The 12,126-nt window shown below is 57.2% G+C and carries 15 protein-coding genes and 1 pseudogene; 7 read left to right on the top strand and 9 right to left on the bottom strand.

Annotated features, from left to right (window positions below; all coding sequences use genetic code 11):
- Positions 1–94: 94 nt before the first annotated feature.
- The 3 genes and pseudogenes from AC0V7N_RS09450 to AC0V7N_RS09440 form a co-directional block, all read right to left on the bottom strand.
- Positions 95–793, bottom strand: coding sequence for a hypothetical protein (locus AC0V7N_RS09450; protein ID WP_496628053.1), 699 nt, complete (start codon positions 791–793; stop codon positions 95–97).
- A 62-nt stretch (positions 794–855) separates the two neighbouring features.
- Positions 856–984, bottom strand: a pseudogene (locus AC0V7N_RS09445) (DUF5681 domain-containing protein); the annotation flags it as partial.
- A 41-nt stretch (positions 985–1,025) separates the two neighbouring features.
- Positions 1,026–1,823: a ParB/Srx family N-terminal domain-containing protein gene (locus AC0V7N_RS09440; protein ID WP_475456711.1), complete on the bottom strand. Its 798-nt coding sequence runs from the start codon at positions 1,821–1,823 to the stop codon at positions 1,026–1,028.
- A gap of 1,232 nt (positions 1,824–3,055) precedes the next feature.
- Between AC0V7N_RS09440 and AC0V7N_RS09435 the strand changes: the two genes are divergently transcribed.
- Positions 3,056–3,517 carry an ATP-dependent DNA ligase gene (locus AC0V7N_RS09435; RefSeq protein ID WP_475456709.1) on the top strand — a complete coding sequence of 154 codons (462 nt, stop codon included), beginning with the start codon at positions 3,056–3,058 and terminating at the stop codon, positions 3,515–3,517.
- An 11-nt stretch (positions 3,518–3,528) separates the two neighbouring features.
- Here the strand turns inward: AC0V7N_RS09435 and AC0V7N_RS09430 are convergent, their stop codons facing one another.
- Positions 3,529–3,735: a DUF2188 domain-containing protein gene (locus AC0V7N_RS09430; protein ID WP_475456707.1), complete on the bottom strand. Its 207-nt coding sequence runs from the start codon at positions 3,733–3,735 to the stop codon at positions 3,529–3,531.
- Between the two features lie 695 nt (positions 3,736–4,430).
- On the opposite strand from AC0V7N_RS09430, the gene AC0V7N_RS09425 reads away from it, so the two are divergent.
- Positions 4,431–4,709 (top strand): hypothetical protein, encoded by a 279-nt coding sequence (locus AC0V7N_RS09425; protein WP_496627806.1) that lies wholly within the window; start codon positions 4,431–4,433, stop codon positions 4,707–4,709.
- A 485-nt stretch (positions 4,710–5,194) separates the two neighbouring features.
- Here the strand turns inward: AC0V7N_RS09425 and AC0V7N_RS09420 are convergent, their stop codons facing one another.
- The 3 genes from AC0V7N_RS09420 to AC0V7N_RS09410 form a co-directional block, all read right to left on the bottom strand.
- The gene (locus tag AC0V7N_RS09420; protein WP_475456703.1) at positions 5,195–5,362 is read right to left on the bottom strand and encodes a hypothetical protein; all 168 of its coding nucleotides are present in this window, start codon (positions 5,360–5,362) and stop codon (positions 5,195–5,197) included.
- Positions 5,363–5,562: 200 nt separating this feature from the next.
- Positions 5,563–5,754 (bottom strand): hypothetical protein, encoded by a 192-nt coding sequence (locus AC0V7N_RS09415; protein WP_475456701.1) that lies wholly within the window; start codon positions 5,752–5,754, stop codon positions 5,563–5,565.
- 299 nt (positions 5,755–6,053) lie between these two features.
- Entirely contained in the window at positions 6,054–6,731 is a 678-nt protein-coding gene (locus AC0V7N_RS09410) for a LuxR C-terminal-related transcriptional regulator (protein ID WP_475456699.1), read from the bottom strand.
- Between the two features lie 763 nt (positions 6,732–7,494).
- Here AC0V7N_RS09410 and AC0V7N_RS09405 point away from each other — a divergent pair.
- The 3 genes from AC0V7N_RS09405 to AC0V7N_RS09395 all read left to right on the top strand — a co-directional run bounded on the left by AC0V7N_RS09405 (position 7,495) and on the right by AC0V7N_RS09395 (position 9,237).
- Complete coding sequence (locus AC0V7N_RS09405; RefSeq protein WP_475456697.1) at positions 7,495–7,848, top strand: lipocalin-like domain-containing protein; 354 nt, start codon at positions 7,495–7,497, stop codon at positions 7,846–7,848.
- A 492-nt stretch (positions 7,849–8,340) separates the two neighbouring features.
- Positions 8,341–8,502, top strand: coding sequence for a hypothetical protein (locus tag AC0V7N_RS09400; protein WP_475456695.1), 162 nt, complete (start codon positions 8,341–8,343; stop codon positions 8,500–8,502).
- Between the two features lie 294 nt (positions 8,503–8,796).
- Entirely contained in the window at positions 8,797–9,237 is a 441-nt protein-coding gene (locus AC0V7N_RS09395) for a CatB-related O-acetyltransferase (protein ID WP_475456693.1), read from the top strand.
- Positions 9,238–9,442: 205 nt separating this feature from the next.
- Here AC0V7N_RS09395 and AC0V7N_RS09390 read toward each other — a convergent pair whose 3' ends face one another.
- Positions 9,443–9,715 (bottom strand): outer membrane protein, encoded by a 273-nt coding sequence (locus AC0V7N_RS09390; RefSeq protein ID WP_475456691.1) that lies wholly within the window; start codon positions 9,713–9,715, stop codon positions 9,443–9,445.
- A 34-nt stretch (positions 9,716–9,749) separates the two neighbouring features.
- Positions 9,750–10,193 (bottom strand): hypothetical protein, encoded by a 444-nt coding sequence (locus AC0V7N_RS09385; RefSeq protein ID WP_475456689.1) that lies wholly within the window; start codon positions 10,191–10,193, stop codon positions 9,750–9,752.
- A gap of 428 nt (positions 10,194–10,621) precedes the next feature.
- Between AC0V7N_RS09385 and AC0V7N_RS09380 the strand changes: the two genes are divergently transcribed.
- Together AC0V7N_RS09380 and AC0V7N_RS09375 are read left to right on the top strand one after the other, a co-directional pair.
- Complete coding sequence (locus tag AC0V7N_RS09380) at positions 10,622–11,170, top strand: glutathione peroxidase (RefSeq protein WP_475456687.1); 549 nt, start codon at positions 10,622–10,624, stop codon at positions 11,168–11,170.
- An 86-nt stretch (positions 11,171–11,256) separates the two neighbouring features.
- Positions 11,257–12,057, top strand: a complete 801-nt coding sequence (locus AC0V7N_RS09375; RefSeq protein WP_475456685.1) for an SDR family NAD(P)-dependent oxidoreductase — start codon at positions 11,257–11,259, stop codon at positions 12,055–12,057.
- The last annotated feature ends 69 nt before the right edge of the window (positions 12,058–12,126 follow it).

The following is a 12,126-nucleotide window of genomic DNA, read 5'->3' as shown; positions in this document are numbered from 1 at the left end:
GCCGCTCTAAGAAAACCAATCGTCTTTGCGGAATGACATCTGTCGCTCCGAAACCAAGGGCATCAAATGCCTCGAAACGAATGGGGCCAAGGATTCAATGCAACCCGCGCCGCTCCATGAAATCCAATGCGGCATTGCTGAATTCGCCTCGAGCCATCGCATCGAGGTCGAGATTCCCGGCTTGGACCTCCTGGTACATTGCACCGAAATCCTCGAACCATTTTTTTGCGACGCTAAGGTCAACTGATAGCGAGCGACGTGGTCGAGGACGTCCAGTCTTGCGCCAGGAAGTGAAAAGAAGTTTGAGCAACTTTCGCTTCGAGAAAGCTTCGTATTTGCACTTCTTGTGAATCCATTCCAACTCCGAGAGCCGCAGGCGAGGTGGGATGCTTTTCTCCAACAGCATCGCCACCAGCATTGCGGCCCCAGGATCATTGAATTGCCGGCCATCTGGCCTATGGGTCGATTTGTGGTCGAGCGCATCCTGCATGATGAGGGTTTCACGCATTTGTAGCGTGCGTTCCAGCTCCCGTTGCTCAACCTCATCAACTGGCCCCAGAAATTTTGGGCCTGTCGCCGAGTCGATGACGATGTCGTCTGGATGTGGCAGGAAGCTTGGGACGGGCTCACCGCGCCGCTTAGCTTCTTCGAGTTCAGCGGTCTTAGCGTCCTTGTACCATTCCCATAGCTCATTGCGGCGTCGGATTTCCCGCGCGTTTGCCTCATCAGCCGTTCTGAACAGGTCCATGGCGAGGCCTTGCGAGCGAGCATTGCCTTTGATGGCGTCAACCAAGATTTTTGTGTGACAGCTTCTCTACCGGATAGTTCGATGGCCTTGCCGCCATCCATGACCGAAATTTTCTTATTGGCCGCTTTGAGCGCTGCACTCAGCACTGGTTGCTCTGCCATCGAGAGATCTAGCGCCGCTCTCCGTGGCCGCCCCGCAGGATTGCCGGAGCGTCCCTTTTCGAAGCGCGTTGCCATAGGCGGCTTGCCATAACCGGCTCCGAATAAAACCTGCCGCTTTATGTCATGTGGCGCCAGTCCATGCAGACAAATGCGATGGCACCGTCCTTGGCAATTTGAGAAGCGTTTGACAGCGTCACCGTCAGGAACTCAGTGAATTCGGATTGGCTCATTTCGCCAGACGCGAACGCAAACTCCCGGTGTCGGACAGACCCCAGGCCACCGACATTGCCGTCGATCGCGACGTCGTATGGAGGATCCGTGAAGATGAGGTCCGCTGTCTCCCCGCTCATCAGGAGAGCAACGTTTTCGCTCGATCGGGCGTCACCGCAGAGCAAACGATGACGGCCAAGCAGCCAAAGGTCACCCTTCTTCGATACCGCCTCGCCTGGGAGTTCGGGAATATGATCAGCAGCATCATTCGCGGCCGCTGAAGCCTCCCTCGCCTGGTCGAGTGTCAGGTCGATTTCTGCGAGCGAGAAGCCGGTCAGCGTTAAATCGAATTCGATATCGATCAGCGCCTGCAACTCGATTGCCAGGATCTCCGTGTCCCAACCAGCGTTCAATGCAAGCTTGTTGTCGGCGAGAACGTAGGCTCGGCGTTCCTCAGCACTAAGGTGCGAAAGCCTCAGCGTCGGCACAGCAGCAATACCCAACTCCTTCGCGGCCATGACACGGCCATGACCTGCGATGATTTCACCGGTGTCGCTGACCAGGACCGGATTGGTGAAGCCGAACCGCGAAATGCTTTCGGCAATTTGTCGGATCTGCTTTTTGGAATGTGTTCGAGCGTTGCCATTGTAGGGTCGCAGAGCCAAGACAGGCTGCATTTCGACTTTGGGAATAGCGATGTTCATCGTGCTCTCCAAGCGCGCGGCAAGATCTCAAGGCGCGCCACGCGTGGAACGATGCATGAACATCGAGAAAGAAATCAACTGGCTGCGTTTGAAAAACTGTTCACTTACAATAACTTCGAGACGCTCGGCGCCTTCGACCGTTCAAACGCCGTTCAAAGGCCGTTTTAGAGCCGTTTTAGGATTTGGCGTTTTTAATGAGTGCAACAATTGCACTCATTAACGAGCCATAGAGCTGGCTGTTCCGGCCGTATGACGGTTTGGAAACACGAGAAGAAGCCAAATCGGACGGTGGTGATTCGCAGTTCTGGCCCCCGAGATTTTTTCCAAAGTCAGGTTACCGTTCCAATGCCCAGAAAGATCGACCAGGCACGCAGCGGACCGGTGCGGGTCGACCGGGAGTGGGTCTCGCCGTCCATGTTCGCAATTCGACAATCGCCTCCCACATGATGACAATGCATTTCCGGGTAAGAGCATTTCGTTCTCGCTCAAGCTCAACTCGAAATCGCTAGCGCGCATTCGGGTCCCACAGAACGCCAGCGCATTCCCGGATATCGACAATTCGATCCCAGCTAACGGCAATCGCATCCCACATAACGGCAACGGATTTCCCTGTTAATTCACGGGCAACCGCGAATTTCCGCTGATATCTGGTCGACCTTCGCTGATAAGCCGGGCAGAGTCTTCCTACTAAGTAACTGAAATCACTGTACGATATAGATCGCCTGCCCACTAAAGCGCTGCGCTTCACGCAAATACCCTGTTTTTTGCCTGTTATCAGGGAATATCAAACGGAGACTGGTTCGCCAGTGATTGCTCGGTTCACCACGCATTTACCAGATATACAAAGATTTTTTCCCCATCGGCGGTGTTCGCGTTACGCAAATTGGCGCGGGTCGTCACCGGGTCGTCACGGCGCCTTGGAAACCCGTCTCGGCGTCCCGCCGGGGTGGGCTCTTTCCGTGAGGTTGACAATGTGCACCAGCACGTTGCATCTGAGTTGAGGGAAAGTCTGCAACACAGGGGTCATTATGAAGAAGTACGAAAAGCCGACACTCGTCAAGCGCCAGTGCCTGTCTAAGGTTGTCGCCGCGACGGTGACGTCTAGGCCCGTCGCCTGACCGGTTAAGGCTGCAGCCACCAAGCCCGTTTCGGCTAACGCCGGAGCGGGCTTTTTGCATTTTCGGAACTATTTAGGCGCAAGCTAATTGAATCGCGGTTTTGCGAGTCAGTTCATGCGTTTGAAGTTCATCGCGCCGTTGATGCCGACCCTGGTGGAGAAGCCTCCCGAAGGCGAAGGCTGGATTCACGAGGTCAAGTTCGACGGCTACCGCTCGCAGATCGTCATCGACGATGGCGTTCGCATCTTCACCCGGCACGGTCTCGACTGGTCGGCGAAATATCGAGACCTGGTTGACGCCGCCAAGGGGCTGACCGTCCAAAGCGCCATCATCGACGGCGAGATCATCGTCACCAATGAGGCGGGGCTCTCCGATTTCGCAGGGCTCAGCAAGGCAATCAGCCGGCGACAGCACGACCTCTATTTTGTCGCTTTCGATTTGCTGCATCTCAACGGCCATGATCTGCGCGAAATGGCGCTGGAGGAGCGGCGCGAGATCCTCGTCGGTATGATCCCGACCGGTGGTCGCATTCAGTTCAGCCAGGCTTTGCAGGGCGAGGCCAAGGCAATCTTTTGAAAAACCCGGGGTCAACCGGCGGGCCATTCGGTGCGCCATTTGCCGTCGACACCTTGGACTAGGACCTCCGCCGCATGCCCTTTTGACGCTGCGCTATTTGCGGCTTCGACAGCGGCCGATAACGCGGATTCGCGCGAGTCATAGGCATAATCTTTGTCTTCATATCGAACCTTCCAGCGGTCCGCCTCCTTCGAAACGTAGTACTTCGCGTTCGCCATCGGTTCGCTCTGCGATCAAACGATTTTTCTTGGTCGTCCCTATAGCCGCCCCACGGCGGGATCGGTTCATATTAGACCTTGCTTATGCAGAAAACCATGGCGGTGGCATCTCTTCAAGCCTGCATGCGCTCAGGCCGCAAAGTGCCAAAAAACGCCACCCGTTTCTGTGCGTTTCGGGCTTGGCGCTCAATCCCATAACGCCGCAATCCGTCTTCGCTTATTTGCTGTATTTTGCCTTGCATGCAGGACTTAATTCGCTGAGGTGCTTCTTGAGGCACGCCACAGCCTTGCCAATAGGTACCGTTGAGCAAAGCCGTTTGTAATCTGGTGCGCAAGGCGACTTGGTGTGCATCGAGTGGCCGCCTTTCGCATCCGCCAGGCCTGCGCCCGAGAGAGCGATCACGGCGGCAACTCCAGCAACGGAAAATGCTCTAAACATGACTTGTCCTTTCCCGTTAAGGTCAGGCAGACAACCACATTATCCCTTATCAAGCGATTGCTAATGTTGCACGATTGCGTGAGCCAATGAGCATTATCGGGCGCTGCAAACGAGGTGCTGTTGAAATCGATCGTCGTAGTCATCGGCTAATCGGGGATCGCAATGCCCGACAATACACTCGCCTTCACCCTGGCCGCTGGCGCTGGCGTGGCTTTGTTGAAAACAGTGGAACATTGAAGCGCGGACTTCCTCTTAATTGATGATGCTGCGTTTCGGCTGTCAGTTGTATGCTCGCAAGGTTCGGGAGGGTGCCATGCGAGAATTACCATTCGACATCGATGCAGATGCCGTGATTGAAGTCGGCCGTTATCTGGATGATCACGCGAAAACCACCGCAGTTTCGATATATGAAGCGCTCCGTGTAATCAGGCGCCGCGTCAACAATTCGCGCGTCGGCGACATCGGTTTGGAGGAACTGATTGTAGAAAGCGCTGTAGCCAGAAAGCTTGCTCTCTTGTTGGACAACCACAACTAAAGGGCCCAGGCGTAGGCGGGCGCCAGAGCGCGGAAGACGCCTCGGCGATGTAGGAGAGCGGCCGGCAGAAACGCGCGCTGGCGGGCTCTATAAGAGGCGCGACGAAATTCATTGGCCAATTGGCCCAATGGGCATACTGTCCGCTGGTCGTCCGCCTTCTACGGCACACGGATGCTTGGAAGCCAACTCAGGTGCTCCCGCCTATTCGGAGCCCTGCAATGTCTCTGTCCCAGAGCCTAGTGTCTTTCGATCTGACTTTCGAATGCCCCCACTGTCAATTGGCCCTTACCAAAACTGGCGCCTGGTTTCGCGTCATCGCCAGCTATGAGTGCGAGGGATGCCGGCGGCGGGTCAAGATAACCTATCCCGACAAGATCAAGATCTTCAGAGCACACGCGCACTTGGCAACACAGGCGGTTTGATATTGCTGGCAAGCAATTCGGCCAGGACGCAAATAATCGAGGGAAGATCACGCCCAACCGGCTTCACCGCACGGTTCGCAACGCCCGAACCGCTTCGACCAATGTCTCGCGATCGTTGCCAAGTGTCCTGATCAGATCCCTCAACTGGTCGAGCGTGATGCCGTTTTCCACGGCAAAAACCGCATCCTCATGAACCTCGACGACTTCGCGCTTCGGCTGCTTTTTGGTCATGACCCCACCCCTGGTTGCGACCAATTTGGCGCAAAGGCGATTCCAATTTCTACCAGCCCGCTCCAATTCGTCGGAGCGGGTATTTTTTCTAGACAACCGAAATAATACAGCCGCGCTACCCGGCGAGGCCATGGCGATCGGCTCAAAGTCCGTTGGGGTACGATTTTGACCGCCGTCCCCAAGGGCAACTTTGGCATTGTTCAGGGCTTTATCCTCCTGGACTGGCTCGGAGTCAGGAATCCGCCCTTTAGCAGTTCCAAGGCGTCGAGCGCCTCTTCATCCAATAAATTTGTCAAGGCCACCCCGCCCACGAGTACAACCTTGTCGTTGTCTATGTCGTAGACCTCCCACAGCCCATCCTCGACCCTTCGGATTGCGTACCTGCGTTCCATAAGGAACTTCTCATATGCGAGTCTCGGAGATTCCGGCTAGAAAATTCGGTCCATGGGCGTGATTAGCGGTGGAAAACTGAGCTGCTTTGATCAGCTTACTGAATAATCGCCGTGCGGGATCGGGGGAGGGATTGCGATTCATTTGGGTGCCCGACAGCCGCTGCATTGGTAGGGGACCAATCCATGGCTGTCGGGCCCTGGCCAGCCGCTTAAGAGGAGGCCCGTGCTGGCTGACAAAAGATATGCATGAGACTGCGGAATTCGCATCATGCGAATGATGCAAGTTCATTAGCGCGATTCTAACCCACGTTTTTCGCGTGCCAGGTTTGTAGCAAAACGGCGGCTTCAGTCCGGTTTCGCACCCCAAGCTCGCGCAAAACGGCCGCAGCGTGGATTTTCGTTGTCGCTTCGGCAATGTCCAAATTACGGGCAATCTCCTTGTTCGAGTACCCTTCCGCCATCAGCTTGAGGACTTCCTTCTGTCTCGATGTCAACCTGCTGAAATTGCCGGCGCCCGCGCGCGGTCGCGCCTGGTATCTCTGAGAAGGCGAAGGTACGTGCGGTCCTTGTCGGGCAGACGTTCGCGACAGAAGCGCTGGAACATAGATGCGGCCGGCGAGGATATCCTTTACAGCCAGCACGACTTCCTCGTCCTTTTGCGACTTTACGATGTAGCCGTGAAGCCCGATCGAAAGTGCCTTCAGGATCTCCGCGCGTGAACCATCGGCGGAAACAATCGCGAAGCGCGTATCAGGATAGGCAGACAGAACGTCGCCAAGCACTTCCTGATCGAACAGGCCCGGCATGTTTAGGTCCAAGATCGCGAGATCGATCGCTGCTTGTTGTTCCAGAAGACTGACCACGGCGTCGAAACACGCAGCGTCGAAGATTTCGACGCCCGGAATGCCTGCCGTCAGTGCCAATCGCAATCCGTAACGATACAAGCCGTGATCGTCGGCGATGACGATCCGATACATTGAACTGCCCCAACGCTCACTCTTCGCCCCGCGAGCAAACCCGAACCAGCCCGCAGAGGCTCTGTTACCCTGAGATGCACGGAACTGTGACGGGCTTAGAATCGTGGCCAACCACTTGTCGTGACACCCCCGCGAGGTTCACGGCGTCCCATCCGCAAACATCACCCATTTCTAATATAATCTTATTTGCCGAAAAAGCTCCTTTTTTTGTGAGCCAGTCCGTCGTTGGGGTAGGATTTGGCCGACCGCCGGGCCTAACCGGCATGGGCACGCCGGCTGGCGCGACCCTAATATTAGCAACTCCGCAACAGAACCCTGTTCGGACGTTTTCGACCGGTAATGTCCCATTTCGGGACGGCGGTGCTGGCACTGCTTTTGCGTCGGACAGCGTGCCGGTTGATCCCGGTCCTGATCGCGTACTCTGATCAGGTTGTAGGCTCGCCGGGCTTGAGGTTGTTGGGGTCTTCGCCTGGCGAGCTTGCCATCCACCAACACCAGGTAGTGTCTCAGTTTGAAATTTGCGTCGCTTGCGTATCCAAGACGCTCTGGTCGACGGACGATTTTTGCGGGATGGTGGACGCCGTTGCTCTGAAGCCGGGACCGCGCGGCCCACATATAGAGCGCGCCGACCAAAGAAATAACGGAGGATACAATGGCTCAAGATACGCCAGTTGACCCGATTAGCCGCGATCTCCTTCTTGGAAGCTGGAGGATGACGTCGTGGACGACGAAAGACGTCGCGACTGGGGAGCGGTAGGACGCATTGGGTCGGCATCCTCAGGGTACCGTCATCTATACGCCTGAGCGCGTCATTTTCTTCATTCTTAAGAGCAATCGTAAACGGCCCGAGCGGTTGCCGCCATCAGGCGAAGAAAAGATTGCGTTGTTCGACACGATGTTCGCCTATTCGGGCAGCTATACGGTCGAGTCAGACCGGGTGGTCCATCATGTCGACATGAGCTGGAATGAAACATGGAGCGGCACAGAGCAGGTGCGGTTCTGCAGTGTCAATGAATATACGCTAACTTACACGTCGCCCCCCGCCCAAAATCCGTTCGACGGGCGCGAGGTTGTCCACGAAGTCACGTATGTGCGAGAGAAGCGAACCGCTAGGTAGATCTGCTTCTATGCCCGCAGATGCGGCCTCACCCAAGAGGAAGCTCTGAAGCTTCTCAAAGAGGCCAGCCCGTCAAAGCCGGTAATCCATCTGGTCGGCAAGGGTAAGGGCCGCTAGGCGCTACCCAGCCATAGGCGAAGCGAGAGAGGCCCCCGGCGCTGGGTGAGGCGCCGGGGCCTTTGGTCATGTACGAGCTACTTGGCATGTCCGCCTATTATGGTGCGCTAATATGCTCAACAAACGGTAAATTCAGCACGCAACCTGAAGCTGGTGGCAGGCGAGGCTAGCCTGCATCATCTAATCGATGGATGATGCCCATCATGGCCGGTGTTACTTTGATGCATGGCGCGGCGTAAATCCCGCCATTGAGCGCGCGCGATGGAAGAGTTGTCCCCATAGGCTGCCAGCTACCGGCGCTCTCTTTGGCCCGCTGCTAACACCTTGGCAGCGGGTCTTTTCGCTCGCCAAGATGAAAAGGCGCGGGCCAGTGCTATGAACGACAAGCTAGTGACAACTTACGTCGTCAGCGTTTTCGAGAAGCCGCATTGGCGGACGGTGTTGACCACCAATGATAAGGTCAAAGCACTGGCCATGGCCGAGGAGATCGGCGACAAAGTGCGGGTCGCAGAGATCACGCCGAAGGTGAAGCGTTAGCGGACACCTAGAAATGCCAACGGCAAGTGCATCTAGGCCGCTCCCATGCCCTTACAAATCCGTAAGTCGCTTAGTCCCTTCCAGGCTCCTATGACAGAGCAATTTCTGGGAGGAAAAGCCGGTGGGACTGCTTAGAGGGCTTCGCATAAAACTGGGGCTGAAGAAGAATCCTTTGCCGCCGCTGCCCGGTGTCGAGATCGGTCGTCATACCTACGGGCTCGTGAAAACTCCTTTTGGGGTGCGCAGGAGAAATCGCCAATACGAATAGGTTCCTTCTGCTCGGTTGGCCCGGGTGTGCTCTTTCTCGGCGCGGCAGAGCATCGCGTCGACACGGTGACCAGCTATCCGCTTCGAATCGTTGACGGAAAGATCCGCAATGGCGCTGAAGCCTTCAGCAAGGGACCTACCACGGTCGGCAATGATGTATGGTTTGGTGCTCGCTGTATCATCCTCGGCGGCGTCACGATCGGCAACGGGGCGATTCTCGGTGCCGGCAGCATCGTCACCAAGGACATCCCGCCCTATGCCATCGCGGTAGGCAATCCAGCTCGCGTCATCCGCTACCGGTTCGCGCCTGATGTCATTGCGCGCCTGCAGGCATTGGAATGGTGGAACTGGAGCGATGGCCTGATCGGCGAACGCGTCGCGATTTTGACGGCGATGGATGCCGAACATTTCCTAGACGCACTAACGCAGCATCAACGGGGCGAAGCCGGGGCTGAACCAGCGGTGTGACGCATCTCTGCGGGGCGTGGACAGGTGAGATCACGCCGAGAGTGAAGCACTGATGAAAATGGCCGGCGCCAGTTGGGGTGGGCTTTGGGATGACGCCGGCCAAGCGGACATCAGGTCCGCCGCAAGCAGATGCTAATATACCGAAGGCGATCCCTGGATATGGTGTGATCGCGGAAGCCCGCGCCTTTATAGCCGCCCGGCGCAGCTAGAACTTCATCGCGACACCGATCCTGAAATCATGCGTCTGGACAGTGTGTTCCAGAAGGCAGCCGGTGCAGTAGCTTAGCGTCTTCTTGCCGAAGAACGAGAAATCATACTCGCCGCGCAGGAACACATTGTGTGTCAGCGCCACTTCGACACCGTCGCCGACGATACCGCCGACAAGCGTCGCGTCGGCTTCCGCGTTACCGCCGGGCCAGAACGTCTTCAGCTTTGCCGCCGTGACGCCGGCCGTCACGAATGGCAGATACTGCCCCATATCCATGCCACTGAGAGAGGAAGAAGGTAAGGCGCTAGGGCTTGAAACCGTCTGCTGCCGAATGAAATCCGATCTCATAGAGGTAATATTCGAGCTCAGACGAGCTAACCGACATCCCCGTTCCGATATAGGTTTCTGAGTATATCCCGTCTTCCATTTTCCAGACGTCAAGGCCGTTCGTAACAGCCTTCTCGCAGCGCCAGTTGGTGGTGTCCAGAACCTTGCACCCATCCAGAAAATAGGCGCCATTGTTCCCCGCATAAGGGCCCGACACCGTCCGCCATTCACGATGGACGACATTTCCGGCCGGATTGACCGTGAATTTTTCGACAGAGTATTCGGTTTTCTCACCGCAAATTGCCGTCTGCGAGAATGGGAGCAAGCATTCTGCAACGATGCGCGAAGCCGAATTACTACCACCGGCATCACATGCGGTGAGGAAAAGCAAAGCCAGCAAAACGAGGCTTCGCTTGATCATGTGTTCGCGCCGCCCATCTGTTGCAGTCCTCCTGCATCGGCTTCGTGCGCGAAACTATGCGCCCTGTTGCGGTGTGGGTCTACCACTGAGTGGCCCGCCACCGTTAGGCAGCGGGCTTTGCAGCCAGGGTTCATCGGGTCGCGGCTGCTAGGCGCCTCACATCTTCAATGAAGAGGTGGAGGCATTCCACGTCCCAATCCCAATCCTTCAGCGGGGCGTCTGGATCTTCGGGGTAGAGACTGGTGTCGACGCCGTTTGCGAATGAGACTGGAAGCATCGATTGATCATGCGGCCCGACCCGTCAGGGCAGCGAACATGGGCTGTCTCTCAAATGCCCGGCAATCTGGTTCTGGAGAACTGCTTTCCTTGACGGGAACGACGAAGGCACCAATGTACGAGAGCGATATTGCATGCAGGGAATTTTGCCTATGACAGCCTCGATCTACGACATCCCATTCAGCCGCGCCGACGGTTCGAACACGAGCCTTGCCGAATATGCCGGCAAGGTCCTGCTGATCGTCAATGTCGCCTCCAAATGCGGCTTCACCAAGCAATATGACGGGTTGGAGGCACTCTATCGGTCGCATCGCGACCAGGGCCTGGTGGTGCTTGGCTTTCCGGCCAATGATTTCGCCGGCCAGGAACCGGGCACGGACGCTGAAATCCAGGACTTCTGCAGGCTGACCTACGGCGTTGAATTTCCGGTGTTGGCCAAGATCGCGGTGAAAGGTCCTCAGAAACACCCGCTCTATCAGGCCTTGATCGAGGCGCAGCCAAAGGCTGTCTTCAAACCGGGTAGCACGCCGCTCAGTCGGCAGGCCGCAGGCAGCGCTGCGCGCGCGTCAGACGAAGTCAGTTGGAACTTCGAGAAGTTTCTGGTCGAACGGAAGGGGACCGTTGTCGGCCGCTACGGCTCCGACACCGAGCCGCAGGACGAGGTGATCGTCGACGCTATTCGCAAGCTTCTGGCGATCTGACGCCCGAAACCAATACCGGGCATCCGTCGATCCAAGACTGCGCAACAAACACCACCGCGTGCCCCTATCGTCTGAGGAAACAAGCCATGGATCTGCACCTGAACGGCAAACGCGCCCTGGTCACGGGCGGCAGCAAGGGAATCGGCCGCGCCATCGCCCGGCAGCTGGCGCTTGAAGGCGTGGATGTCGTCATCGCGGCCCGCAAGGCGGCCGATCTGGATGTCGCTGTACGCGAACTGGCGGCTGAGACTGGGCGCAAGATCGTCGGACTGACCGTCGACACGCAGGACGACGGCTCCGTGCGGGCGCTGGTGGCGGGAACGGTCGCAGCGCTCGGCGGCCTCGACATCTTGGTCAATGCCGCGGCAAAGCCGGGCGGCCAGGCACCGCCGCCAAAGCTGGCCGAGATCACCGACGATCTGTTCTGGGATGACGTGGACGTCAAGGTGATGGGTTATCTTCGCACAGCGCGCGAGGCGGCGCCTCATATGGCAGCTGCCGGCTGGGGGCGGATCATCAACATAAGCGGTCTCGCCGCGCGGCAGACGGGCTCGATCATCGGCTCGATCCGCAATGTAGCGGTCGCGGCCCTGACCAAGAACCTGGCCGACGAATTGGGGCCGAAGGGGATCAATGTGACAGTGGTCCATCCCGGCCTCACTCGCACCGAGAAGACCGCTCCCCTTGTCGCAGCCCGCGCGGCGTCAGGCGGTGTAGCGCCTGAGGAAATCGAACGGCGTCTGGCCGCCAATGTCACGATCGGCCGCATCGTCGATATGTCCGAGGTCGCCGATGTTGTAGCTTTCCTTGCCTCACCTCGGAGCGTTGCCATCAACGGCGACGCGATCGCCTGTGGCGGCGGGACAATGGGTTCTATCCACTATTGACCACTATTGACCTAGTGGCGGCCAAGCCCCGCAGCGACTGTCATCCGACGCTGACCGGCTGGCGCCTAA

It is taken from the genome of Mesorhizobium kamtschaticum, from assembly GCF_056174585.1.
The sequence above is the reverse complement of the archived record's forward strand: the minus strand, read 5'-3'. Positions and strand labels throughout refer to the sequence as shown.